Genomic DNA, 23,656 nt, shown 5'->3' on the forward strand with positions numbered 1-23,656 from the left:
CGCCATCCCCCGATGCGTGTGTGATGCGTTCTTGATGCGTCGAGGATGCCACGGCGGCGTCAGCGCGTCCTACCGTTGGACCAGCGCGCAGCCCACCGCACGACTCTCGACGAGGAGAAACCCCATGAGCGCACCGACCACCGCCCGGCACACCCCGATCCGGTTCCGCGAGAGCGACTGCGACGTCACGGAGTTCGCGAAGCTGCTCGACCGGACCACCGTCCTGGCCGACTTCCCGCACGCTGTCGACGTCCAGCAGAACGTCCTGGTCTACGACTCCGCGCTCCTGCGGCGCGCCGTCGCGACCGACGCGGGCCGCGAGGAGGTGGAGGGCGAACTCGTGCGGGCCCTCACCGACGGTCCCGGGGTCGTCGTCCTCAAGGGCGCCTTCCCCGACCTCTCCGTCGTCGACCGCGTGACTGCGGTCTTCGACCAGGTCATCGCCGACGAGAAGGCGTCCGGGACGGCGAAGGGCGACCACTTCGCCAAGGCCGGGGCCAACGACCGGGTCTGGAACGCCCTCGAGAAGCTCGCCGTGCGCGACCCCGAGGCGTTCGTCGACTACTACGCCAACGACGTGCTCGCCCTGGTCTCGACGGCCTGGCTGGGCCCGGGGTACCAGGTCACCTCCCAGGTCAACGTCGTCCGCCCCGGCGGCCGGGCGCAGGACCCGCACCGCGACTACCACCTGGGTTTCCTGTCCAACCCCGTCGCCGCGCGCTACCCCGCGCACGTCCACCTGCTCTCCCCGGTCCTCACCCTGCAGGGCGCCGTGGCGCACAGCGACATGCCGCTCGAGAGCGGTCCGACGCTCTACCTGCCCTACTCCCACCAGTACCCGCAGGGGTACCTCGCCTGGCGTCAGGCGGAGTTCAAGGAGTACTTCGCCGAGCACCACGTGCAGTTGCCGCTCGAGAAGGGCGACGCCGGGTTCTTCAACCCCGCCCTGTTCCACGGCGCCGGCACCAACGTCTCCAGCGACGTGCAACGGGTCGCGAACCTGCTGCAGGTCTCCTCGGCGTTCGGTCGCGCCATGGAGACCGTGGACCGGGTGAAGACCGCCAAGGCCGTCTACCCGGCCCTGCTGTCCCGCAAGGACTCCGGTGCGAGCCAGGAGTTCCTGGCGAACGCCGTGACCAGCGCCACCGAAGGGTACCCGTTCCCCACGAACCTCGACCTCGACCCGAACGTCAACGGACTCACCCCGCTGTCGGAGACGGAACTCCTGCACCAGGCGCTGGCCGAGGGGTGGGACGTCGGGAAGGCGACGACGGAACTGGACGCCTACGCTGCCCGGCGACGCACCGACGAGATCTGACCCCTGACGGCAGCACGTCCGCGCCGACTGGAGTCCGAGGAACCGGCCCTCGGCTCGGCGCGTCGTCACCAGGCGACGACACCGTGACGGTCGCGGAACACACCGGTCGGGCCGTCGGTGCCGATGCTCGCGAGTTCCACGATCGCGTCGGTCCCCTCGGTGACGGTCTGCGGGCCGCCGTGGCCGTTGAAGTCCGTCGCGGTGTAGCCGGGGTCGACGGCGTTGAACTTCACGTCGGGCAGCGCCTTGGCGTACTGCGTGGTCAGCATCGTCACCGCCGCCTTGGACGAGGTGTAGAGCGGGGCGGCGAGCCGGCCCTCGACGCGGTCGGGGTCGTGGGTCACGGCGAAGGACCCGAGGCCGCTGGACACGTTGACGACGACGGGGTTGGAGGACTTGCGCAGCAACGGCAGGAACGCGTGGGTCACCCGCACGATGCCGAACACGTTGACGTCGTAGACGGCCGCGGCGTCGGCGGCGGTCAGTTCGTCGGCCGGCGTGAAGGGGCCGGAGACCCCCGCGTTGTTGACGAGGACGTCGACGGTGCCCTCGTGGGCGGCGACGTCGTCGGCCGCGGCCTGCACGGACGCGTCGTCGGTGACGTCGATCTGGACGAAACGTGCACCGAGGGCCTCGGCGGCGGCCTGCCCGCGCTGCGGGTCGCGAGCGCCGATCAGGACGGTGTGCCCGGCGGCGATGAGGCGACGGGCCGTCTCGTAGCCGAGGGACTTGTTGGCTCCGGTGATGAACGTGGTGGTCATGGGAAGACCATCGCCCGTTTCCCCGGGCTCAACCAGTGCCCGCTGCGACAGGGGGACGCGCAGTACCAGGCTGGGATGGCGTCCGACGCCTCGCGAGGAGGCACGATGGTTTGGTGGTGGAAGGTGAGAACCTCGGAACGGCGCTGCGACGGTGGCGGGACCGGCTGACCCCGGAGGCCGTCGGCCTGCCGCACCGGGCGAAGCGACGGGCGGCGGGGTTGCGGCGGGAGGAGCTCGCCGACCTCGCGGGCCTCTCCGTCGACTACGTCGTGCGGTTGGAGCAGGGCCGGGCCACGAACCCCTCGGCCCAGGTCGTGGCCACCCTGGCCCGTGCGCTGCACCTGAGCCGGGAGGAGCGGGACCACGCCTACCGGCTGTCCGGTCTGCTTCCCCCCGCGGACGGGACGATCTCCCACCTCGTCCCCGCCGGCGTGCAACGGATGCTGGCCCGGCTGGGGGCCTTCCCCGTCGGCGTGTTCGCCGCGGACTGGACGCTGCTGACCTGGACCCCGTCGTGGGCGGTGCTCATCGGCGACCCGAGCGGGAAGTCCCCGAAGGAGCTCAACCTCATCCGCGCCGTCTTCACCGAGGGGCGCAGCGGGCTCTCGAACTGGCCGGTGCGCTACGCCGACGTGGGCCTGCCCGCGGCGCTCGTCGCGGACCTTCGCTCGGCCCTGGTCGACTACCCGCACGACGAGGGCCTGGTCGCCCTGACCGAGGAGATGAAGGCGGCGAGCCCGGAGTTCGCGCGATACTGCCGGGAGGGGACCGTGGGACGCCACGTCTCCTCGCGCAAGACCGTCGAGCACCCCGACGTCGGCGACATCACCCTCGACTGCGACGTCCTCACCGCTCCGGGTTCCGACGTCCGGCTCGTGGTCTACACCCCGGTGCCGGGTTCGGTGGACGAGGAGAAGCTGGAGTTCCTGCGGGTCACCCGAGGGCAGCGCGCCGGCGACGCGCCGTCCACTCCAGCACCCGTTCGACCGGCCACGTCGTGACGACGCGCTCGGCCGGGACGCCGCACTCCTCGGCGCGCACACAGCCGTAGGGCTGCCAGTCGAGCTGGCCGGGCGCGTGCGCGTCGGTGGAGAGGGTGAACGTGCAGCCGGCCGCGACGGCCTGGCGCAGCAGCGCCCGCGGTGGGTCGAGACGTTCGGGGCGGGCGTTGATCTCGACCGCGACGTCGAACTCGACGCAGGCCGCGAACACCTGCTCGGCGTCGAAGTCGCTGGGCGGGCGGCCCTTCTCGCCGACCCGGCCGTGGCCGCCCTTGACCATCCGGCCCGTGCAGTGGCCGAGGACGTCCATCCGGCCCGAGCGGATCGCCGCGAGCATGCGGCGGGTCATCGCGTCGCCGGGCATGCGGAGTTCGGAGTGCACCGAGGCGACGACGACGTCGAGGCGTTCCAGCAGGTCGGGCGGGCAGTCCAGGACCCCGTCCCGGCCGATGTCGACCTCGATGCCGGACAGCAGCCGGAACGGTCGCAGCGGCGCGGCGAGGGCCTCGACCTGGGCCAGCTGGTCCTCCCGGCGGCCCCGGTCCAGACCGTTGGCGACCTTGAGACCCTCGGAGTGGTCGGTGACGGCGATGTAGTCGTGACCGAGCTCGACGGCGGTGAAGGCCATCTCGGCGAGCGGGCTGCCGCCGTCGCTGGCGTCGGTGTGGGTGTGCAGGTCGCCCTTCAACTGCGCGCGCAGCGCCTCCCCGCCCTCGACGAGGGGGCCCGCTGCGTCCTCGAGCTTCCGGAGGCGGTCAGGGGTGCGGCCGGCGGCGGCCTGGGTGACGAGCTCGGCCGACGACTTCCCGATCCCCGCGAGGTCGGTCAGCGTGCCGGCGGCGAGGCGGGTGTCGAACTCCTCGGCGGGCAGGGCCAGCAGGACCGAGGCGGCCTTGCGGAACGCTTCGACCCGGAAGCTGCTCGCCTGTTCGCGTTCCAGCAGGAAAGCGGTGCGCCGCAACGCCTGCACGGGATCCACGGCCACCTCCCGGTCCGGGTCGAGCTGAGCGTGGACCACTCTGCCCCATCGCCGCGACACCGGCACCGTCAGCAGCACCCCGTCGAGTCCTCTATGCTGGACGGGCTTCGGCACCAGTGTCGTAGCGCCACGCCCTCATCGTTTAGTGGCCTAGGACGCCGCCCTTTCAAGGCGGTAGCACGGGTTCGAATCCCGTTGGGGGTACGCAGCAGTCCTGCCGTCAGGTGGTGCCGAACGGTGGTCACGACCACCGGCCGACATCGGGTAAGGTCTTCTCTGCAAGCAAGCACGACAGCAAGACAAGGTCTCTTCTGAGGCCCCGTAGCGCAGTTGGTTAGCGCGCCGCCCTGTCACGGCGGAGGTCGCGGGTTCGAGTCCCGTCGGGGTCGCTCGTCGTGTCGGTTCACCGACCCGGCACGGCCAGGTAGCTCAGTTGGTAGAGCGTCCGACTGAAAATCGGAAGGTCAGCGGTTCGACCCCGCTCCTGGCCACCTGGAAAGAACCTCCCGAAGGCCCTGACGCACCTGCGTCGGGGCCTTCGTCGTTCCCAGCCGGCCTCCAGCCCCACCCTGCGCTGCGCCGAGGTCCGGCCGTTAACCTCCTGGCGTGCCCGCGATCCCGAGTCCCGCCCTCATCGGCCCCGCCGTCCTCGGGGGGTACGTCCTCGGACGCACGACGGGGAACCGCGCGCTCGCCGGGGTCGCGCTCGCGGCCGGTCTGGGCCTCGCCCTCCCCCGTTGGACGAAGCGCTCCCCCGTCCTCGCCGCCGCCCTCGCCCTGGGCACGGTCGGTCTCGTGGGCGTCTCGCACCCACTGTCCCAGCGCCTGGGCCCGTGGCCGGCCGTGCTGACGACGTCCGCGGCCGCCGCCGTCCTGGCGGGCGTGGGCGACGGCCTCGCGGGACGGGTCGGCAGCGCCGGGTCGTGACCCCCCACGGGACGAGTCCCGACTGGCGCGCGCTGGCCGCCGGGGCACCCGCCACCGCCCTCCTGCTCGGCAGCACCGTGCAGTGGGCCTCGCCGGGGCTCGCGGAGTTCGTCCTGATCGACCCGCCCGCCCTCGTCGGCACCGACGCCCTGGACCTCGTCCTGGCGGCCGACCGCCCCCGCGCCCGCGCCGCGCTGAGTGCCGTGCGAGAGCCGGGGCAGCGTTCCGGGCCGCTGCGGCTGCGGCCCGCCGCACGTCCCGAGGTGCGCCTCGAGCTCGTCGCCCGGGCCCGCGCCGCCGACCACCTCGTGGTGGCGGCCTGGGACGTCTCGCACCGGCTGGCGGTGGAACGGGAACTCGGGCACCGCGCGAGCCACGACCACCTCACCGGGCTGCCCAACCGCGCGCTCCTGGCGGACCGCTGGGGCCGTTCCCGCTCCCGGGTGCAGGCCGACCCCGCCCTGGCCACGTTCGTCCTCCTGTGCGACGTCGACGGGCTGAAGGAGGTCAACGACGGGCTCGGGCACCGGGCCGGGGACGCCCTGCTCGTCGAGGTCGCCCGCCGGCTGGCCGCGGAGGTCCGCCCGAGCGACACCGTCGCCCGTCTCGGTGGGGACGAGTTCGTGGTCCTGGTCGAGGCGGTGCCCTCGGCCCACGTCGAGGCCCTCGCCCACCGGTTGCGCCGGAGCATCGCCGTCGTGCAGGCCGGCGTCCACGTGCGGCTCTCGGTCGGCTGGGCCGCCGACGACCTCACCCGCACCACGGAGGCCGTGCTGGCGGAGGCGGAGGCGCGCATGTACGAGGACAAGCGCGCCGGTCGCACCGTCGACCTGCCCGGGATCCACAGCACCGGTCCGCACGCCTGAGCGCGGCGGCGTCAGACCTCGACGTCAGATCCTGTTCGCCGTCAGGTCGCGCACCTGCGCGTAGCGCTCCCGCACGTGCGGGGTCGGGTCGGCCTCGAAGGTCTGCGACGCGTTCAGCGTCCAGTCCGGTGGGGCCTCCGCGCCGGAGAGCACCCACGCCGCCTGCCGCGCGGCACCGTCGGCGACGTACTCCCCCGGTTCGGGGACGACGACGGGACGGGCCAGCACCGCGGGAGCCAGGCGCCGCACCGCCTCCGAACGCGCCCCGCCGCCGACGAGCACCACGCGCCCGATCTCGACCCCCTGGGCGACCAGGGCGTCCAGACCGTCCGCGAGGCCGCAGAGCAGTCCCTCGACGGTGGCGCGGGCCACGTGCGCGGGGGTCGAGGTCGACAGCGTGAGCCCGTGCAGCGCGCCGGTGGAGTCCGGCTTCACCGGGGTCCGCTCCCCCTCCAGGTAGGGCACGAAGACGAGTCCCCCGCTGCCGGCGGGGGCCGAGAGGGCCAGCCGGGACAGCTCGTCGTGGTCGACCCCCAGCATCCGGGCGGCGGCGTCCAGGACGCGTGCGGCGTTGAGCGTGCAGACCAGCGGCAGGTAGCGACCGCTCGCGTCGGCGAACCCGGCGACCAGACCGCTCGGGTCGTGGGTCGCGACGTCGCTGACGACGCTGACGACACCGGACGTCCCGATCGACACGACGACGTCACCGACCCGGGCCCCCACCCCGAGGGCGGCGGCCATGTTGTCCCCGGTCCCCGGCCCGATCAGGGCGCCCCGGGAGAGAGCGCCGGCGCTGACGCCCGCGGACTCCGCCGGCCCCAGGACGTCCGGCAGGTCCGGCGAGGCGCCGAAGGCGGACTGCAGCAGGTCCCTGCGGTAGCCCCCCTCGGCGGGTGACCAGTACCCCGTCCCGGACGCGTCCCCGCGGTCCGTCACCAGCCGCGCCCCCTGACCACCGGCGAGCTTCCAGGTCAGCCAGTCGTGCGGGAGGCAGACCGCGGCGGTACGGGCCACGTTCTCGGGCTCGTGCTCGGCGATCCAGCGCAGCTTGGTGATCGTCAGCGAGGCCACCAGGACGCTGCCGACCTGGTCAGCCCAGGCCTTCGGGCCGCCCAGCTCGGCGGTCAGCGCCTCGGCCGCGGGCGCGGAGCGACCGTCGTTCCAGAGCAGCGCGGGCCGCACGACCTCGCCGGACTCGTCGAGCAGCACCGAGCCGTGCTGCTGGGCGCCGACGGCGAGCGCGTCCACGTCGTCGAGGCCGCCGGCGTCGGCAACGGCCTCCTCGAGGGCCTGCCACCAGCGTGCGGGGTCAATCTCGGTGCCGTCGGGGTGCTTGGCCCGCCCGATCCGCAGCAACTCGCCCGTTCCGGCGTCGCGGACGACGACCTTGCAGGACTGGGTGGAGGAGTCGATCCCGGCCACGACACGGCGGTCCGTTCCGCCTCCGACGCTGGTCATGGGCACAGCTAACAGCATGCGCGGCAGCCGCGCGGGACACGCTCGTGGGCCGTCCGGGGTGTCCAGGGGCCGACCGGGATGCCGGAAGGTCTCGCGAACATGTACCGTTGGAGCCACGGAGAGATGACAGCTGCTCCGGGGTCAGCACTGTCTGCCCCGGCCGACGCGCGAGGGGGTCGACGCCATGGGGCGCGGCCGTCAGAAGGCCAAGCAGACGAAGGTCGCTCGGGAGCTGAAGTACTTCAGTCCCGACACCGACTACAACGCTCTGCAACGTGAGCTTCACGGGCCCGACCCGTACCGCCAACTCGGGCGACCAGAGCCCCAGAAGGCGCCGGAGTCTGACGTGGTAGAGGACGACGACTCGGAGGACGAAGCCGAGGACTGGTCGAAGTACACCGCGACGGACGACCACGACGAGTGGACGTCCAAGCGCCGAGCCTGACCGGCTCGGAGGCTACGGGTCTACCGCAGCACGCACGACCGAGGCATCGCACGAGGCGTGCCCGCCTCCACCGCCGTCACCAACCCTGGTGCCGGCCCTGGAGGAGGGTCACGCCTCCTGCGATGCCCTTGCCGTTGCTGGGGCCGTCCGCCTCTTTGCGTCCACGCACCTCACCGCACACCCACGCCGGGATGCCGGCCTGTTCCAGGGTGGCCACCACGGCGTCGACGCTGTCGGGACGCACGACGGCCAGCATGCCCACGCCCAGGTTCAGGGTGCGCTCGAGGTCGTCCGTCGGCACCCGGCCGAGGTCGCGGACCAGGCTGAACACCGCACCCGGGGTCCAGGTCGTGCGGTCCACCACGGCCGTCACGTCCGCCGGAAGGCAGCGCGCCAGGTTGGCCGCGAGGCCGCCCCCGGTCACGTGGCTCATGGCGTGCACGCCACCGGAGCTCAACGTGGCCAGCGCGGGCCGGGCGTAGATCCGGGTCGGGACGAGGAGCTCTTCGCCCAGGGTGCGGCCGAACTCCTCCACGTGCCGGTCGTAGGCCCACCCGGCGTCGGCGAAGACGCGGCGGACCAGCGAGTACCCGTTGGAGTGCAGCCCGGAGCTGGCCATCGCGACGAGGACGTCGCCGACCTCGACGCGTTCCGCGCCCAGCAGCTCGTCGGCCTCGACGACCCCCGTGACCGCTCCGGCGACGTCGTACTCCTCCGGCCCGAGGAGACCGGGGTGCTCGGCGGTCTCGCCGCCGACCAGCGCCACGCCCGCCTCCTCGCAGCCGCGGGCGATGCCTGCGACGATCGCGGCCATCCGCTCGGGGACGACCCGTCCGCACGCGATGTAGTCGGTCATGAACAGCGGCGTCGCACCGCAGACGACGATGTCGTCGACGACCATGCCGACGAGGTCGGAGCCGATGGTGTCGTGCCGGTCGAGCGCCTGCGCGATCGCGACCTTGGTGCCGACCCCGTCGGTGCTGGTGGCCAGCAGCGGGCGGCGGTAGTCCTTGAGCACCGAGACGTCGTAGAGGCCGGCGAAGCCGCCGAAGCCGCCGACGACCTCGGGCCCCTGAGTCCGGGCGACGGACGCCTTCATGAGCTCGACGGCGCGGTCCCCCGCGACGACGTCGACCCCCGCGTCCGCGTACGTCGTCCCCGCGGGTGTCGTCGCCGGTGTCGTCGTCGCACTCACTGCTGGGCCCCCTGGGCGGGTTCGGACCGGGAGACCGGTGTGATCGGGATGCGCGGCTTGTCCATCGCGTGCTCGCCGAGGCGGTCGAGGTCGTTCAGCGGGACGGGGTACTCGCCGGAGAAGCAGGCGGTGCAGAGCCGCTCGACGGGCTGCTCGGTCGCCGCGATCATGCCCTCGGTCGAGATGTAGCCGAGGGAGTCGGCCCCGATGCTCTGGGCGATGTCCTCGACGGAGAGGCCGTTGGCGATCAGCTCGGCCCGGGTCGCGAAGTCGATGCCGTAGAAGCACGGCCACTTCACCGGCGGGGAGGAGATCCGGACGTGGATCTCCGCGGCGCCGGCCTCGCGCAGCATCCGGATCAGGGCGCGCTGGGTGTTGCCGCGGACGATCGAGTCGTCCACGACGACGAGGCGCTTGCCCGCCACGACGTGCTTGAGCGGGTTCAGCTTCAACCGGATCCCGAGCTGGCGGATCGTCTGGTTGGGCTGGATGAAGGTGCGCCCCACGTAGGAGTTCTTCACCATCCCCTGTCCGTAGGGGATGCCGGACTCCTCGGCGTAGCCGATGGCGGCGGGCGTCCCGGACTCCGGGGTGGGGATGACGAGGTCGGCCTCGACGGGGTGCTCGCGGGCGAGGACCCGGCCCATCTCGACACGGGCCTCCTGGACGACCTTGCCGTTGATGGCGGTGTCCGGGCGGGCCAGGTAGACGTACTCGAAGACGCAGCCCTTGGGCTTGGCCTCGGCGAAGCGGGTGCTGCGCAGGCCGTCCGCGTCGATGGCGATGAGCTCGCCGGGTTCGATCTCGCGGACGAAGCTCGCGCCGACGATGTCCAGCGCGGGGATCTCCGAAGCCACGACCCAACCGCGGTCCAGGCGCCCCAGGACCAGCGGGCGGATGCCCTGGGGGTCACGGGCGGCGTAGAGGGTGTGCTCGTCCATGAAGACGAGGCTGAAGGCGCCCTGCACGTGCGGCAGGACCTCGGCGGCCGTCGCTTCGAGCGTGTGGTCGGGGTCCCCGGCGAAGAGGGCCGTGAGGATCGCGGTGTCCGTGGTGTTGCCGCGGGCCAGCTCGCTGGGCGAGGGCCGTCCGGGCAGCACGGGACGGGCGGAGTTCGGGTAGCGCTCGGCCTGCAGATCGCGCAGCGCGAACAGGTTCGTGAGGTTGCCGTTGTGCGCGAGCGCCACGGTCCCGCCGGCGGTGTCGCCGAGGGTGGGCTGGGCGTTCTGCCAGCCGCCGCCACCGGTCGTGGAGTAGCGGGCGTGACCGACCGCGATGTGCCCCTGGAGGGACTCCAGCGCGGACTCGTCGAAGACCTGGGACACGAGACCGGTGTCCTTGAAGACGAGGATCTGCTCGCCGTTGCTCACGGCGATGCCAGCCGCCTCCTGCCCCCGGTGCTGCAGGGCGTAGAGACCGTAGAAGGTCAGTTTGGAGACTTCCTCACCGGGAGCCCAGACCCCGAAGACGCCGCAAGCGTCCTGAGGTCCTTTCTCGCCGGGAAGCAGGTCGTGGTTCAGACGTCCGTCACCGCGGGCCACGCTCGAAGTGTGTCACACCCCCGCGTCGGGGACCGACGTCGACGACGGCGTCGGGGACCCACGTCAACGACGGCGACCGCGCCGTACGCGGGGGGCGGGTCGGGTCCCGGTGCGGCGGTCCACGAGCACGGCCACCAGACCGCCCAGCAGGACCCCGAACAGGGCCAGCGCGCAGAACAGGTACCCGAAGAGGGCGCGTTGGGAGTAGCCGTCGCGCGCCGGGGTCACGGCCGCGACGATCGCGGCGACGACGAAGGCGAGCACCAGTCCGGTGACGACGAAGGCGCGGAACCGGGGCGCTCGACGACGGGTGACCTGGACGAACGCGGTGCCCTCGCGCTCCGGCGACACCTCGGGGGACACCTGAGGGGTCTCCCCCGGCGCGTCGCCGGGGGACGGGGTCTGGGCCTGCTCGCTCACGGGAGAACGGTACGCGGTGGGACGAGCGGCAGCAGTTCGCCGAGGTCGGCGCGGTTGCCGCTGGCCTGGACCCGCCCCGCGGCCCGGGCCGCGTCGAACTCCGTCCGGCCCGTCGCGAGCTCGATCCAGGTCGTCGCGTCCATCTCCACGACGGCCGGCGGGGTCCCCCGGGTGTGCCGCGGGCCCTCGATGACCTGCACCGCCGCGAACGGCGGCACGCGCACCTCGACGCTCCCCCCGGGGTAGCGGGCGGCGAGCTCCTCCAGCGAGTACCGCACGGCGGTGGCCAGCACCGGCCGCGCGGGCTTCTCGCCCCGTTCCCAGAGGTCCTCCACGGCGCGGACGGCGGCGAGGCCTTCGGTGGGGTCGGTGCGGCGACGGGTGGGCACCGCGTCATCGTCCCAGGTCGATCGTTCCAGGTCAGGCGGGGACCACCGGGCCCGGGACGGGCTGCGGGACGTGGCCCGGCAGCCCCGGTGCTGCGGGCACTCCGCCGTCGGCGGCGCGGACGAGGAGGACGACGACCACCGCCACGACGACGGCGACGACCAGGGCCAGCCCGAGCAGCGCGACGGCCAGGCCGGGGTGCGGGTGGGGAGGGTGCTCGACCTCGAGACGGTCCGGGGCAGCGGTTCTCGTGGTGCGCACGTGGACCTCCTCACCGAGGGCCGGCGACGACCCCCTGCCGGTCGTCGCCGCTACCAGTAGACACCTGGACGGGGCCGCTGTCAGCAGGCTCCGAACCGGGAGCGGGGTTGCGGCGCAGGGCCACCGCGACGGTGCCCAGGAGGGCGAGCACGACGACGGCGAGGACGGGGACCGAGACGTCGTAGGCGACCCCGGCGGAACTGCTGAACCCGACGGCGAGCGCCGGGACGGCCATCCCGAGGTAGCCGGCCAGGAAGATGCCGGCGGCCGCCTCACCGCGGGCACCCGCGGGGGCCAGCGAGGTCGCCGTCGTGAGCGAGCCCTTGAGCAGGACGCCGACGCCCGCCCCCGCCACGACCGCGCCGCCGAGGAACACCGCGACGAGCCCGAGCACCACCCCGACCCCGAGACCGACGACGCCGAGGGCGGTGAGGGCCAGCCCGATCCGCACCTGGTGGGTGGCGTGCAGGCGGACGAGGAGGACCTGGCTCAGCGCCGCCGCGGCCAGGACGGCGAAGGTGCTCGCCCCGCCGGTCACCGGGCCGGGGTGCCCGAGGGAGGCCAGGACGGCGGGGGCGAGGGAGGTGAAGAGCCCCAGGACGGCGAAGAGCGCGAAGGAGGCCAGGGCGGCGGCGAGGTAGCGGCCCCGGGCGGCGGCCGGGACGGCGATCCGCTGGACGCGGTAGGGCCGGTGCTCGCGCTCGACGGTCTCGGGGACGAGCAGCGCGACGGCCGCGGCGGCGAGCAGCAGCAGGACGAGGAAGACCTCGTGCGGGACCCGCAGCGGGTCCCCGAGGTGGCCGACGAGCAACCCGGCGACGAGGGCCCCGAGGCCGAGACCGCCGAGGTTGGCGGCGGTGGCGACGACGGCGCCGAGCCCCGGCCTGCGGGAGGCGGTCCGGCCGTGGAGCTCGGCGAGGTACGCGGTGGCGGTGGGGGTCAGCGCCCCGACGGCGAGCCCGGTCACGATCCGGGCGACGATGAGGACGGCGAGGTTCGGGGTGAGCGCGAGGGCGAGCGCGGCGACGGCCTCGAGCACGAGGGCGGGGGCCAGGACGCGGCGCCGGCCCAGGTGGTCGGAGAGGTGCCCGACGGTGAAGAGGGCGATCGCGACGCCGGCCGCGTAGACCGCGAAGGCGATGGTCACCACGACCGTGGGCAGCCCGTCGCGTTGGCGGTAGAGGGCCCACAGCGGGGTCGGCACGGTGGCGAAGGCCAGCGCGGTCGCGAAGGCGGCGGCGACGATCCAGAAGCCGAGACGGTGCCGGCGGTTCGATCCCATGGACCGTGCAAGCACCGGCGGGCATCAAGCCTTCCGTTCCAACGCTGGGCAGTGGGACCATCCATCGGGATCAGCGATGGGAGAGCGGTGGAGCTGCGTCAGCTGGAGGTGTTCCTCGCCGTCGTCGAGGCGGGGACGATCAGCGCGGCCGCCCGGCGGCTGGGGGCCGCGCAGTCCGCGGTGAGCACCGTCGTGCGGGCGCTGGAGGAGGACCTGGGCGTCGCCCTGTTCGTCCGCACGTCACGCCGCGCCGTCGTCACCGACGCGGGCCGGGCCCTGCTGCCGGAGGCCCGACGGGTGCTCGCCGGGGTCTCCGAGGCGCGCTCGGCGGTGCTCGACGCCGACGGTGGACCCTCCGGGCCGCTGGCCGTGGGCGTCGTGACGACGATGCACCCGGTGGACCTGCCCCTGCTGCTGCAGCGGTTCACGACGGCGAACCCCCGGGTGTCGGTGTCGATGCGGGTCTTCGCCGACGGTTCGCGGGGTCTGCTGCGCGCCCTCGTCGACGGCGAGCTGGACGTCGCGTTCCTGTCCTGGCCGTTCCGGCCGCCGGCGAGCGTCGTGCTGCGTCACCTCGACCGGACCGCCTTCCGGTTGCTGCTGCCCCCCGGGCACCCGCTGGCCTCCTCGGCCCCGGTGGAACTGGCGGACCTCGCGGGGGACCGCTGGATCGACGGCCCGCCGGGTTTCGCGAACCGATTGCAGGTCGACGCGCTGTTCGCGCGGGTCGGCGCGACGCGACGGGTGGTCCTGGAGGTGCCGGACGTCTCGACGTTCCCCCGCTACGTCGCCGCCGGTCTCGGCCCGGCGTTCGTGCCGGGTTCGGTCCCCGTCGGGGCCGGCTGCCACGAGCAGCCCGTCGCGGGTGAGCCGCTGAGCTGGACGTTGTCGCTGGCGACCTCGCGTCCCTCCCCCGAACGTCCCGTGCGCAAGGCCGTCACCGCCTTCGCCGAGGCCGTCGACCGCCACGTCCGCCGTTCCGCGCCGGCCCCGGGGGTCAGCACTCGGGGACGTTGACCCCGACGGTGGGGCGGCCGATGACGGTGAGGGCGAGACCGCCGAGGGACGTCTCCTTGTACTCCGAGCGCATGTGGGCACCGGTCTGGCGCATCGTCGCGATGGCGGTGTCCAGGCTCACGACGTGGCTGCCGTCACCGCGCATCGCGGTGCGGGCCGCGTGGATCGCGGTGGTCGCGCCGACGGCGTTGCGTTCGATGCAGGGGATCTGGACGAGCCCGCCGACGGGGTCGCAGGTGAGGCCCAGGTGGTGCTCGACGGCGATCTCGGCGGCGTTCTCCACCTGTTCGGGCGTTCCCCCGAGGACCTCGGCGAGACCGGCGGCGGCCATCGCGCTGGCCGAACCCACCTCGCCCTGGCACCCGACCTCGGCGCCGGAGATGGAACCCGTCTCCTTGAGGATGATCCCGATCCCCCCGGCCGCCAGCAGGAACCGGACCGTCCCGGCGTCGTCGGCGCCGCGGACGAAACGGCGGTAGAAGTGCAGCACGGCGGGGACGATGCCCGCGGCGCCGTTCGTCGGGGCCGTGACGACCCGGCCGCCGGCGGCGTTCTCCTCGTTCACCGCGAGCGCGAAGAGGCTGACCCAGTCCATCGCGTGCAGGACGTCGGCGGCGGTGTTCCCCTCCTCGGAGAGGAGTTCGCGGTGCAGGCGCGGGGCGCGGCGGCGGACGCCGAGCCCGCCGGGGAGGGTTCCGTCGGTGACGAGGCCGTGGTCGACGCAGGCGGCCATGGCGGCGAAGATGTCCAGCAGCCCGGAGTCCACGTCGTTCCCGGAGCGGAGGCTCTCCTCGTTGCGGCGCACCAGGTCCGCGACCCCGAGGCCGGTCGAGCGGCAGTGGTCGAGGAGTTCCTGGGCACTGCGGAAACCGTGCGGCAACCCTGCCCCGGTCCCCACGACGGGTTCGCTCGCGTCCAGCGGGTGGTCGCGGACGAAACCCCCACCGACGGAGTACGACGTCCGTTCGGCGACGACGTCACCGGCGGCGTCGCGGGCCGTGAACACCATGCCGTTGGGGTGGGCGGGCAGCGAGGTCCGGCCGATCAGGCGGACGTCGCCGTCGAGGTCGAAACCCACCGCGTGCCGGCCGAGGACCCGCAGTTCACCGCTGCGCCGGATCTCGTCGAGGAGCCCGGCCACGGCGTCGGGGTCGATGAGTTCGGGCCGTTCACCGAGCAGTCCCAGGACGACGGCCCGGTCGGTGCCGTGTCCGCGCCCGGTGGCCCCCAGCGATCCGTAGAGATCGATGGTGACGGAGACGACCCGTTCCAGCGCGGCGGTTCCCTCGAGGTGCTCGGCGAAGGCGAGGGCGGCGCGCATCGGGCCGACCGTGTGCGAGCTCGACGGGCCGATGCCGATGGAGAACATGTCGAAGACGGACAGCGGAGCGCTCACGACTCAGCGCTCCCGACGGTAGAAGGGCAGCGCGACGACCTCGACGGGCAGTTCGGAACCGCGGACGTCGACGGCCAGCGCGGTGCCGGGGGCGGAGAGCGCGGCGTCGACGTAGGCCATCGCGACGGGGTAGCCGAGCGTGGGCGACAACGCGCCACTGGTGACCTCTCCGACCGGGTTCCCGTCGGCGACGACGGCGTAGCCGGCACGGGGAGCCCGGCGCCCCGATCCCTTCAGGCCGACCAGCACCCGGGCGGGTGCGACCTCGGCGAGTCGTCGCAGCGCCTCGAGCCCGACCGGTCCCGGGTCCTTGTCCAGCTTCACGACGCGGCCGAGGCCGGCGGCGAACGGGCTGGTCTCGCGGGTCAGTTCGTGGCCGTAGAGCGGCATCCCCGCCTCCAGGCGCAGGGTGTCCCGGCAGGCCAGCCCGGCGGGGACCCCACCGTGCTCGCGGGCCGCGGACAGCAGCGCGTCCCAGACGGTGACCGCGTGCTCGACCGGGGCGAACACCTCGAAACCGTCCTCCCCGGTGTACCCGGTGCGCGCGAGCAGCACGGGGACGCCCAGCAGGGTGGCGGACGCGCTGCGGTAGTAGCCGAGCACGTCGAGGTCGACGTCCACGAGGGGTCCGAGGATCGCCACCGACGCCGGCCCCTGCACCGCGACGAGGGCCCAGCGGGCGGTCTCGTCGGCGACGTGGACGTCGAAGGGGCGACACCGGTCGGCGATGGCCACGACGACGGGTTCGACGTTCGCGGCGTTGGCGACGACGAGGAACTCCTGCTCGCCGAGGCGGTAGGTCACGAGGTCGTCGACGATCCCGCCCTCGTGGTCGACGAGCATCCCGTAGGCCGCCCGGCCGATCGGCATGGTCGAGGCCCGCCCGACGAGGGCCGCGTCCAGCGCCGCTCCCGCCTCGGGGCCGGTGACCCGGATCTCCCCCATGTGCGAGAGGTCGAAGACCCCGGCGCGCTCGCGGACGGCCTTGTGCTCGGCGAGGTCGGAGGCGTAGCGCAGCGGCATCTGCCAGCCGGCGAAGTCGGTGAAGGAGGCGCCGAGCGCCGCGTGGACGTCGGCGAGGGGCGTGCTCGTCGGGCTGACCGTCGCGCTGCTGACCTGGGTGTTCACCGGGCTCCTCTCGTCGCGACCGCGCGGTGCGGTCACGTGCTGGACCCCCTCTGTCGCGGAACCTGAGAGCTTCACCCTGCGGGGCAGGGCTTTCCCCGTCGGTGAGGACCCAGGGGTCCTGCTTTCCAGAGCGGCCTGCCCGTGGCGGTACGTGGACCTGAGAGGTTCCGGGGTGGTTGCTCCTTCGGTGCCCACCGGTGGGACCGGTGGGGCTCTCCCGCCCGGGGGAAGCGGCCGTGTGTTCAGTTGTGCTGGCCGTCAGCGTGGCACACGACCGCCCCCGGGGACCAGCGCCGCCGCGTCCCGCCGCGCCGGGTCAGAGCTCCCCGGTGAGGAACTGGGCGCGGCCGTGACCGAAGGACCAGTCGGCGTCGGAGTTCTCCACGACCGAGACGACGACGTCGGAGGGTGCGGTCCCGCAGCGGGTGCGCAGCTGCTCGACGAGCAGACGGTAGAACGCCTCCTTCTGCGCGCGCGGGCGGGGGCGACTGGTCACCTGCAGCACGACGACGTCGCGGGTGCGCTCGATGCCGAGGCCGGTGTCGTGGACGACGAGCTCATCCTCGGGGTGCTGGTGGACGACCTGGTACCGGTCGCCGTCGGGGACGCCGAACGCCTCGACCACGGCGGCGTGGGCGGCGTCGAGCAGGGTACGGACCTCGTCGGGGCGACGGCCGGCGACGAGGTCGAAGCGGAGCAGGGGCACGAGAACCTCCGGATATTTTGTCCTGTCATTCTGACATGACTGGACCGGTCGTGTCCCGCACCACCAGCCGCGGGACGAGGACGACGTCGGCGGGGCCCGGATCGTCCTCGCCGTCCAGGCGCCGCACAGCCGCCCGCACCGCGCACGCCGCCTGCCCCGCCGCGTCCTGGCTCACCGACGTCAGCCGCACGTGCCCCAGCCGGGCCAGGAGGCTGTCGTCGTAGCCGGTCACCGACACCCGCCCGGGGACCGCGATCCCGTCCCGCAGGAGGACGTCGAGGACGCCGAGCGCGATCCGGTCACTGGCGGCCACCACCGCCGTCCCCGTCCACCCCCCACCCAGGACCCGCCGGGTGGCGGCGGCCCCGCCCTCCTCGTCGAAGGCCCCCTCCACGACCCGCCCGCGCACCCCGGCGGCCTCGACGGCGGCCTCGAACCCGGCGCGGCGGTCGGCGGCGATGTCCCCCGCGCCGCCGGAGACGTGCAGCAGGTCCCGGTGACCCAGGCCGACCAGGTGCTCGACCAGCAGCCGCGTCCCGACCTCGTCGGAGGCACGCACGACGTCGGGCCCTGGCGACCCGGGGTCCGCGAGGCGCGGGCGCCGCCCCAGGACCACGACGGGCACGCGTCGCCGCAGCTCCATCAGCTCCGCACCGGGCAGTTCCGGCCCGAGCAGCAGCAGCGCCTCGCAGCGGGAGTCGAGCAGGGTCTCGACCGCCGCCCGCTCCCCCCGCGTGCGGGTCACCGCGGCGAGCACGACGTCGTAGCCGGCCTCCTCCGCGGCGTCCTGCAGCTCCTCGACGAGCTCGGCGTGGAAGGCGTTGCGGACGGCCACGGTGATCCCGAGCAGGCGGGTGCGCCGCAGCGCGAGGCTGCTCGCCGCGCGGTCGGCGCGGTACCCGAGGTCGGCGGCCGCCCGCAGCACGCGGGCGGCCGTCTCGGCGCTGGGCCCCGGCGCCCCCCGCAGGGCGAGGGACACCATGCCCTTCGACACCCCGGCCCGGGCCGCGACGTCCTTGATCGTGGGTCGAGCGGACACCGGACTCCCTTCCTGGCCCGCTTGACAACGGCGGACGGTCGAACCGATTCTAGCGGCAGTCGTTCAAACCGGTTTGAAAATCACGTCGCACCAGTGCCGGTGCCGACCCGCGACCCTCCCGAGAGGCCCGCCCGATGCCCCCCACCTCCCCCACCCGCCCGATCGGCGTCGCCGTGATCGGCGCCGGGATGGCCGGCCGCGCCCACCTCGCCGGCTACCGCGCCGCCTCCACCCTCGCGGGTGGTTCCTACGGCGAGGGCCTGCCGCCGGTCCGCCTGGTCGCCGTCGCCGACGCCCACGAACCGTTCGCCGTGGCCGCGGCGCAGCGCTACGGCTACGAGCGCGCCGAGACGTCCTGGCAGGCCGTGGCCGAGGCCGACGACGTCGACGCCGTCAGCGTCGTCGTCGCCAACCACCTGCACCGCGAGATCGTCGAGGGTCTGCTGGCCGCGGGCAAGCACGTCCTCTGCGAGAAGCCGCTGGCCCCCTCGGTCACCGACGCGGAGGCGATGGTCGCGGCCGCCGCCCAGCACCCGGACCTCGTCGCCGCGGTGGGTTTCACCTTCCGCCGCTCCCCCGCGATCAACGCCCTGCGCGAGCAGGTGCTGAACGGTCACCTCGGGACCGTCCGCCACTTCAACGGCCACTACTGGTGCGACTACGCGGCCAACCCGAACGCCCCCATCAGCTGGCGCTACCAGGGCGGTCTGGGGTCCGGTGCGCTCGCCGACATCGGCAGCCACCTGGTCGACCTCGGTGAGTACTTCTGCGGGCCGCTGGAGTCGGTGCGGGGGACGGTGTTCTCGCAGGTGACGACGCGCCGGCCGAAACCGGTCGGCGCCGTCGTCGGGCACGCCCTGTCCGAGGTGAGCGCCGAGTTCGAGGACGTCGAGAACGAGGACCTGGCGACGTTCACTGCGACCTTCACGAACGGAGCGACCGGGACGTTCTCGGTCTCGCGCATCGCGCACGGCCTGCCCAACGGACTGGGTTTCGAGATCTTCACCGAGCACGGCGCGGGGGCCTTCGACCTCAACCGCACCGGTGAGTTCACCATCGCCGACTCGACCGCGCCCGGCGTGGTCAACGGCTACCGTCAGGTCCTCGTCGGCCCCGAGCACCCCTACGTCGCCGGTGGGCTCCCGATGGACTTCGGCGGCGTCGGGCACGGGCAGAGCGACTTCTTCAGCTTCCAGTGCCGCGCGTTCCTCAACGAGGTCGCCGGCGGCGTCGGCTCGCCGATCGGCGACCTCCCCGTCGTGCCGCCGATGGCCCACGGCCTGCACAACCTGCGCGTGCTCGAGGCGGTCACCCGGGCCGCCGACGGCACGGGCGAACCCGTCCCCCTCGACTGAGAGAGAGCAGACCGTGAAACTCGGCGTCTACAACGCGATCCTGCACGACCGATCCCTGCCCGAGGCGCTGCAGGTCGTCGCCGACCTCGGCCTGCAGGGCATCGAACTGAACTCCGGCGGGTTCCTGCCGCCGGTCCACATCCCCACCTTCGACGACATCCTGGTCAGCGACACCGCGCGTGACGAGTTCCTCGGGACCTTCGAGGGCACCGGGGTCTCGATCGCCGGCCTGAACTGCAACGGCAACCCGCTGCACCCGAACCCGGTCATCGGCGACCAGCACGCCGAGGACGTCCGCCGGTCGATCCGGCTGGCGAACCGCCTGGGCCAGCACCGCGTCGTCACCATGTCGGGGCTCCCCGGCGCCGAACCCGGGGCGACCCGCCCCACCTGGGTCGTCAACGCCTGGAACTCCCGCGACCTCGACGTCATCGAGCACCAGTGGAGCGTGGCCGCCCCGTTCTGGAAGGAGATCGACGCCCTCGCTCGCGAACTCGACGTCAAGGTCGCCCTGGAACTGCACCCGCAGAACGCCGTCTTCAACCCGGCGAACCTGCGCGAACTGCTGGAACGCACGGGGGCGACCCACCTCGGCGTCGAACTCGACGCCTCGCACCTGTTCTGGCAGCAGATGGACCCCGTCGCCGTCGTCCGGGACCTCGGTCCACTGGTGTTCCACGCCGCGGCCAAGGACGTGCGGATCAATCCGGCCGCCGCGGTCTACGGCGTGCTGGACAACCGGTTCCGTCGCCTCGACCCCGCCGAGGACCGCACGAACCTCGGGGGCGACGAGTGGGTCAACGAGTGGCCGAAGGAGTCCGCGTGGGACTTCGTCGCCCTCGGCAGGGGCCACGACACCGCGTTCTGGGCCGAGTTCCTGCGCGCCCTGCACGAGGTCGACCCGGACATGGCCGTGAACATCGAGCACGAGGACACCTCCCTCGGGCGGATCGAGGGCCTGGAGGTGGCGGCGGAGGTCCTCAAGGACGCCGCCCGGGCCGCCGGGGTCTGAGGCGGCGGCCCGGACGGGGCGCCCTGTCCGGGCCGCCGGGGTCTGAGGCGGCGGCCCGGACGGGGCGCCCTGTCGCGCAGGGCGTCTCGTCACGGATAGGCGATGGTCTCCGTCCGCCCGCTGACCAGGGCGCGGGTGGCCGCGTCGGCCACGGCCTGCGCCACGAGACCGTCCTCCAGCGTGACGGGCGGGGTGGTCCCCCGCTCCAGCGCGTCGACGAAGGCGGCCAGCGTCGCGGCGTAGGTCGGTTCGACCCGCTCGAACCAGCCCGGCGGCAACGCGTCGGCGACGACCCCGGCTACGCCGTAGTGCACGACGTTTCCCCGGTGCTGACGCCGGGACTCCACCAGTCCCGTGGACCCCATGACCTCGATGCGCTCGTCGTAGCCGTACCCGGTGCGCCGGACGCTGTCGATCTGCACGAGCGCCCCCGAGGGCAGGGTCAGCACGGCCACCGAGGTGTCGACGTCGCCGAAGCGCGCGATGCGGGGATCGGCCAGGGCGGAACCGGTGACGGAGACCGAGACCGGGTCCTGACCGCTGATCCACCGCGCGAGGTCGAAGAAGTGCACGGTCTGGTCGCGCAACTGACCCCCGGAGACCTCGAGGTACTCGATGGGCGGGAGGGAGGGGCCGCGCGACGTCAGCTGCAGGAGTTCGACCTCCCCGACGCCCCCCTCCGCCACCACGCGACGGAGCGCGGCGTGGTCGCGGTCGAAGCGGCGGTTGAAGTCGAGCATGGCCGGCACCCCGCTGCGGCGGACGTGCGCGACGACGTCGCGCGCCGCGGCGAGGTCGGGCGCGAGGGGTTTCTCGCAGATGACGGCCAGGCCGGCGTCGGCGGCCGCGCGCAGGTGCTGGGCGTGGGTGTCGGTGGAGGAGGCGATGAACACCGCGTCGACGTGGTCGGCGTCGAAGACCTCACCGAGATCGCCGGCGGCCCGCGAGCCGTGACGGCGGGCGAGGTCGTGGGCGCGGGCCTCGTCGATGTCGTAGACGAGGACGAGGTCGACGTCCGGGTGCGCGGCGAGGTTGCGGGCGTGGACGGATCCGATGAACCCGGCACCGACGAGGGCGAAGCGTTGCACGGGGCTCAGCCGACCAGGATGGCGAGCAGGTTGCGCATGGTCGTCGCCACCACCAGCGGATCGTGCTCGTTGGCACGGTCGGAGAACATCTCCGAGACCCACCAGCCGTCGTACCCGGTGGACTTGATCGCGTCGACCCACTGCTGCAACGGGATCGCTCCCCCGCCGATGACGACGTTGCGGTGCACGCCCTGGTCGGCGACGTCGTGCTCGCGGTCGAGGTCGAGACCGTCGGAGAGGTGGACGGCCTTGATGAGTTCCGGCGGCAGGGCGGCGACCTCCTCGAGGGTGTCCCCCGTGGACCAGAAGTGCCAGGTGTCCAGCGCGATCCCGACGTTGGGCCGCCCGGCGGTCTCGATGATCCGCAGCGCGTGGCGACAGCGGTTGAGCCGGGCCCAGGCGAGGGGTTCGAGGTAGAGCTCGAGACCGTGGTCGGCGGCGATGTCGGCGGCCTCGCGGACGTTCGCCGCGGTGACGGCGACGGCCTCGGCCTCGTCCATCCCCAGGGTCGCGCGGTAGCGGGCGTCGTCGTCGGCCAGGGTGCCCGCGCGGTGGTCCTTGACCACGCCGACGTCCACCGGACCCGTGCACAGCTGGACGATCGGGGCGCCGAGCGTGGCGGCGATCGAGCACATGCGGCGCACCTCGGCGAGGAAGTCCTCCCGCGCGGCGCCCTGGCGTTCGACGTCGAGGACCGCGCCGAGGCCCGTCACCTCGAGGCCCTCCAGGAGGGGCGGCAGCGTGTGCACCGAGAAACCCGCGTCGAGGTAGCGGTACAGCTTGGGGCTCTGCAGTTCGATGCCCCCGAACCCGGCCTGCTGGGCGACGGCGATGTCCTGGACGACGTTGCCGAAGAAGGTGGTGGTGACGTTCATCGACAACTTCGGGGACGACGCCGGGGGTGCCGCCGGAACCGGGCGGGTCGTGGAGGTGGACACGGTGCTCCTCGCTGAGCGACTGGACAGGTGTGGACCGGTCCAGAATAGCGTCCAGCAATTGCGGCGCCTACCCCTAAGCTGCCTCCGTGGAACACCGCGACGGACGCACGCCGGCACCGCGGATGCCCACGATCCGGGACGTGGCCGAGCAGGCCGGGGTGTCGAAGTCGCTGGCCTCCCTGGCGCTGCGCGGGGACCCCGGCGTGAGCGAGGCCCGCCGCGCCTCGGTGCGGCAGGCGGCGGAGGAGCTCGGCTACCACCCGAACCGGCTGGCCCGGGCGCTGGCCCAGCCGCGGTCGGGCACGGTCGGGGTCCTGCTCAACGACCTGCGCAACCCCTGGTTCGTCGAGCTCCTCGCCGGTCTGACCGCCTCCCTCGACGGGGCCGGGCTGGCGCCCGTGCTCGCCGACTCCTTCACCTCCCGGCGGGTCGGGCGCTCGGCGGTGGACCAGCTGCGCTCGCAGCGGGTCGACGCGGTCGTCGTCGTCGGCACCACCGACGACGACGACGAGCTGCGCCGGGCCGCGAGCGCCGACGTGCCGATCGTGCTCGCCGGGACCTACGAACCGGGCGACCTGGACGCCGACGTGGTGGTCAACGACGACGAGGCCGGCGCGGCCGGCGCGACCCGGCACCTGCTCGACCTCGGTCACCGCCGGATCGTGCACCTGCGCGGCCCGGGACGGGTGGGTTCGCTGCGCGCCCAGGGGTTCGAGCGGACCCTCGCAGATGCCGGCCTCACGGCGGTGGTCGTAGCCGGCGGCACGGGCGAGGAGAGCGGGTACGCCGCCGCCCGGCGGGTCCTCGAGAGCCGTGAGCGCCCGACCGCGATCTTCGCCTACAACGACCTGGCGGCCATCGGCACCCTGTCGGCGGCGCACGACCTGGGGCTCAGCGTTCCCGGGGAGCTGTCGGTCATCGGCTACGACAACACCTACCTCGCCGCCATCCGCCACCTGTCCCTGACGTCGGTCGACAACGGGACCTTCGCCATCGGCGTCCAGAGCGGACGTTTCGTCACCGAACGCCTCGCCGGCGCCGGCCAGGGGGGCCGCGTGCACCGGGTCGCCGCCACGCTCGCGGTCCGCCGGACGACGGGGCCCGCACCGGCGACCACCGACTGAACCGCGGCGCCG

General features: G+C 73.5%; 24 protein-coding genes, 3 tRNA genes and 2 riboswitches. Of the genes, 12 read left to right on the forward strand and 15 right to left on the reverse strand.

Annotated elements, in window-relative coordinates; genetic code table 11:
- Window positions 1-124: 124 nt before the first annotated feature.
- The gene (locus OG218_RS09800; RefSeq protein WP_328293030.1) at window positions 125-1,318 is read left to right on the forward strand and encodes a phytanoyl-CoA dioxygenase family protein; all 1,194 of its coding nucleotides are present in this window, start codon (window positions 125-127) and stop codon (window positions 1,316-1,318) included.
- Between the two features lie 65 nt (window positions 1,319-1,383).
- Here the strand turns inward: OG218_RS09800 and OG218_RS09805 are convergent, their stop codons facing one another.
- Entirely contained in the window at window positions 1,384-2,079 is a 696-nt protein-coding gene (locus OG218_RS09805) for an SDR family NAD(P)-dependent oxidoreductase (protein WP_328293031.1), read from the reverse strand.
- A 110-nt stretch (window positions 2,080-2,189) separates the two neighbouring features.
- On the opposite strand from OG218_RS09805, the gene OG218_RS09810 reads away from it, so the two are divergent.
- Window positions 2,190-3,080: a helix-turn-helix transcriptional regulator gene (locus tag OG218_RS09810; RefSeq protein ID WP_442906378.1), complete on the forward strand. Its 891-nt coding sequence runs from the start codon at window positions 2,190-2,192 to the stop codon at window positions 3,078-3,080.
- On the opposite strand, the gene OG218_RS09815 is transcribed toward OG218_RS09810, so the two are convergent.
- Window positions 3,013-4,098, reverse strand: coding sequence for a PHP domain-containing protein (locus tag OG218_RS09815; RefSeq protein WP_328293033.1), 1,086 nt, complete (start codon window positions 4,096-4,098; stop codon window positions 3,013-3,015). The two genes, OG218_RS09810 and OG218_RS09815, sit on opposite strands and share 68 nt — an antisense overlap.
- Before the next feature lie 92 nt (window positions 4,099-4,190).
- On the opposite strand from OG218_RS09815, the gene OG218_RS09820 reads away from it, so the two are divergent.
- From OG218_RS09820 to OG218_RS09840, 5 genes are all read left to right on the forward strand, one after another.
- Window positions 4,191-4,263 (forward strand) — tRNA-Glu (locus OG218_RS09820).
- A gap of 111 nt (window positions 4,264-4,374) precedes the next feature.
- Window positions 4,375-4,448 (forward strand) — tRNA-Asp (locus OG218_RS09825).
- 29 nt (window positions 4,449-4,477) lie between these two features.
- Window positions 4,478-4,550 (forward strand) — tRNA-Phe (locus OG218_RS09830).
- 115 nt (window positions 4,551-4,665) lie between these two features.
- Window positions 4,666-4,986, forward strand: coding sequence for a hypothetical protein (locus OG218_RS09835; RefSeq protein ID WP_328293034.1), 321 nt, complete (start codon window positions 4,666-4,668; stop codon window positions 4,984-4,986).
- Window positions 4,983-5,852 carry a GGDEF domain-containing protein gene (locus OG218_RS09840; protein ID WP_328293035.1) on the forward strand — a complete coding sequence of 290 codons (870 nt, stop codon included), beginning with the start codon at window positions 4,983-4,985 and terminating at the stop codon, window positions 5,850-5,852. The genes OG218_RS09835 and OG218_RS09840 overlap by 4 nt, the downstream gene beginning before the upstream one ends.
- A 24-nt stretch (window positions 5,853-5,876) precedes the next feature.
- Here OG218_RS09840 and xylB read toward each other — a convergent pair whose 3' ends face one another.
- Window positions 5,877-7,310, reverse strand: a complete 1,434-nt coding sequence (xylB, locus tag OG218_RS09845) for a xylulokinase (RefSeq protein WP_328293036.1) — start codon at window positions 7,308-7,310, stop codon at window positions 5,877-5,879.
- Between the two features lie 184 nt (window positions 7,311-7,494).
- Between xylB and OG218_RS09850 the strand changes: the two genes are divergently transcribed.
- Window positions 7,495-7,755 (forward strand): DUF3073 domain-containing protein, encoded by a 261-nt coding sequence (locus tag OG218_RS09850; protein ID WP_328293037.1) that lies wholly within the window; start codon window positions 7,495-7,497, stop codon window positions 7,753-7,755.
- A 76-nt stretch (window positions 7,756-7,831) separates the two neighbouring features.
- On the opposite strand, the gene purM is transcribed toward OG218_RS09850, so the two are convergent.
- The 6 genes from purM to OG218_RS09880 form a co-directional block, all read right to left on the reverse strand.
- Entirely contained in the window at window positions 7,832-8,950 is a 1,119-nt protein-coding gene (gene purM, locus OG218_RS09855; protein ID WP_328293038.1) for a phosphoribosylformylglycinamidine cyclo-ligase, read from the reverse strand.
- On the reverse strand, window positions 8,947-10,491 hold the full coding sequence (gene purF, locus OG218_RS09860) for an amidophosphoribosyltransferase (RefSeq protein ID WP_328293039.1): 1,545 nt from the start codon (window positions 10,489-10,491) through the stop codon (window positions 8,947-8,949). The genes purM and purF overlap by 4 nt, the downstream gene beginning before the upstream one ends.
- A gap of 63 nt (window positions 10,492-10,554) precedes the next feature.
- Complete coding sequence (locus tag OG218_RS09865) at window positions 10,555-10,911, reverse strand: hypothetical protein (protein ID WP_328293040.1); 357 nt, start codon at window positions 10,909-10,911, stop codon at window positions 10,555-10,557.
- Window positions 10,908-11,300 carry a sterol carrier family protein gene (locus tag OG218_RS09870; protein WP_328293041.1) on the reverse strand — a complete coding sequence of 131 codons (393 nt, stop codon included), beginning with the start codon at window positions 11,298-11,300 and terminating at the stop codon, window positions 10,908-10,910. Before OG218_RS09870 ends, OG218_RS09865 begins: the two co-directional genes overlap by 4 nt.
- Window positions 11,301-11,331: 31 nt before the next feature.
- Window positions 11,332-11,559: a hypothetical protein gene (locus OG218_RS09875; protein WP_328293042.1), complete on the reverse strand. Its 228-nt coding sequence runs from the start codon at window positions 11,557-11,559 to the stop codon at window positions 11,332-11,334.
- 10 nt (window positions 11,560-11,569) lie between these two features.
- Window positions 11,570-12,841 (reverse strand): MFS transporter, encoded by a 1,272-nt coding sequence (locus tag OG218_RS09880; protein WP_328293043.1) that lies wholly within the window; start codon window positions 12,839-12,841, stop codon window positions 11,570-11,572.
- Between the two features lie 87 nt (window positions 12,842-12,928).
- Here OG218_RS09880 and OG218_RS09885 point away from each other — a divergent pair, with 87 nt between their 5' ends.
- Entirely contained in the window at window positions 12,929-13,858 is a 930-nt protein-coding gene (locus tag OG218_RS09885; RefSeq protein ID WP_328293044.1) for a LysR family transcriptional regulator, read from the forward strand.
- Here OG218_RS09885 and OG218_RS09890 read toward each other — a convergent pair.
- From OG218_RS09890 to OG218_RS09905, 4 genes are all read right to left on the reverse strand, one after another.
- Window positions 13,839-15,227: an L-serine ammonia-lyase gene (locus OG218_RS09890; protein ID WP_442906481.1), complete on the reverse strand. Its 1,389-nt coding sequence runs from the start codon at window positions 15,225-15,227 to the stop codon at window positions 13,839-13,841. The two genes, OG218_RS09885 and OG218_RS09890, sit on opposite strands and share 20 nt — an antisense overlap.
- Window positions 15,228-15,257: 30 nt before the next feature.
- Entirely contained in the window at window positions 15,258-16,382 is a 1,125-nt protein-coding gene (gene gcvT, locus OG218_RS09895; protein WP_328293046.1) for a glycine cleavage system aminomethyltransferase GcvT, read from the reverse strand.
- A gap of 44 nt (window positions 16,383-16,426) precedes the next feature.
- Window positions 16,427-16,516, reverse strand: a riboswitch (glycine riboswitch).
- A gap of 1 nt (window position 16,517) precedes the next feature.
- A riboswitch (glycine riboswitch) is annotated at window positions 16,518-16,612 on the reverse strand.
- 86 nt (window positions 16,613-16,698) lie between these two features.
- Complete coding sequence (locus tag OG218_RS09900) at window positions 16,699-17,088, reverse strand: tautomerase family protein (RefSeq protein ID WP_328293047.1); 390 nt, start codon at window positions 17,086-17,088, stop codon at window positions 16,699-16,701.
- A 25-nt stretch (window positions 17,089-17,113) separates the two neighbouring features.
- Window positions 17,114-18,127 (reverse strand): LacI family DNA-binding transcriptional regulator, encoded by a 1,014-nt coding sequence (locus tag OG218_RS09905; RefSeq protein ID WP_328293048.1) that lies wholly within the window; start codon window positions 18,125-18,127, stop codon window positions 17,114-17,116.
- Between the two features lie 134 nt (window positions 18,128-18,261).
- Here OG218_RS09905 and OG218_RS09910 point away from each other — a divergent pair, with 134 nt between their 5' ends.
- Both OG218_RS09910 and OG218_RS09915 read left to right on the forward strand, forming a co-directional pair.
- Window positions 18,262-19,482, forward strand: coding sequence for a Gfo/Idh/MocA family protein (locus OG218_RS09910; protein ID WP_328293049.1), 1,221 nt, complete (start codon window positions 18,262-18,264; stop codon window positions 19,480-19,482).
- A gap of 13 nt (window positions 19,483-19,495) precedes the next feature.
- Window positions 19,496-20,494, forward strand: a complete 999-nt coding sequence (locus OG218_RS09915) for a sugar phosphate isomerase/epimerase family protein (protein ID WP_328293050.1) — start codon at window positions 19,496-19,498, stop codon at window positions 20,492-20,494.
- 89 nt (window positions 20,495-20,583) lie between these two features.
- On the opposite strand, the gene OG218_RS09920 is transcribed toward OG218_RS09915, so the two are convergent.
- Together OG218_RS09920 and OG218_RS09925 are read right to left on the reverse strand one after the other, a co-directional pair.
- Window positions 20,584-21,582, reverse strand: coding sequence for a Gfo/Idh/MocA family oxidoreductase (locus OG218_RS09920; RefSeq protein WP_328293051.1), 999 nt, complete (start codon window positions 21,580-21,582; stop codon window positions 20,584-20,586).
- Window positions 21,583-21,587: 5 nt separating this feature from the next.
- Window positions 21,588-22,520, reverse strand: coding sequence for a sugar phosphate isomerase/epimerase family protein (locus tag OG218_RS09925; RefSeq protein WP_328293052.1), 933 nt, complete (start codon window positions 22,518-22,520; stop codon window positions 21,588-21,590).
- An 86-nt stretch (window positions 22,521-22,606) separates the two neighbouring features.
- Between OG218_RS09925 and OG218_RS09930 the strand changes: the two genes are divergently transcribed.
- Window positions 22,607-23,644: a LacI family DNA-binding transcriptional regulator gene (locus tag OG218_RS09930; RefSeq protein ID WP_328293053.1), complete on the forward strand. Its 1,038-nt coding sequence runs from the start codon at window positions 22,607-22,609 to the stop codon at window positions 23,642-23,644.
- Window positions 23,645-23,656 lie beyond the last annotated feature (12 nt).

It is taken from the genome of Kineococcus sp. NBC_00420 (assembly GCF_036021035.1).
Classification (GTDB): Bacteria; Actinomycetota; Actinomycetes; order Actinomycetales; family Kineococcaceae; genus Kineococcus.

Bases quoted from the DNA above. Each gene is read 5' to 3' on its own strand.
- OG218_RS09800 (WP_328293030.1), top strand. From the start codon at position 125: ATGAGCGCACCGACCACCGCCCGGCACACCCCGATCCGGTTCCGCGAG.
- OG218_RS09805 (WP_328293031.1), bottom strand. From the start codon at position 2,079: ATGACCACCACGTTCATCACCGGAGCCAACAAGTCCCTCGGCTACGAG.
- xylB (WP_328293036.1), bottom strand. From the start codon at position 7,310: ATGACCAGCGTCGGAGGCGGAACGGACCGCCGTGTCGTGGCCGGGATC.
- OG218_RS09850 (WP_328293037.1), top strand. From the start codon at position 7,495: ATGGGGCGCGGCCGTCAGAAGGCCAAGCAGACGAAGGTCGCTCGGGAG.
- OG218_RS09880 (WP_328293043.1), bottom strand. From the start codon at position 12,841: ATGGGATCGAACCGCCGGCACCGTCTCGGCTTCTGGATCGTCGCCGCC.
- OG218_RS09890 (WP_442906481.1), bottom strand. From the start codon at position 15,227: ATGTTCTCCATCGGCATCGGCCCGTCGAGCTCGCACACGGTCGGCCCG.
- OG218_RS09910 (WP_328293049.1), top strand. From the start codon at position 18,262: ATGCCCCCCACCTCCCCCACCCGCCCGATCGGCGTCGCCGTGATCGGC.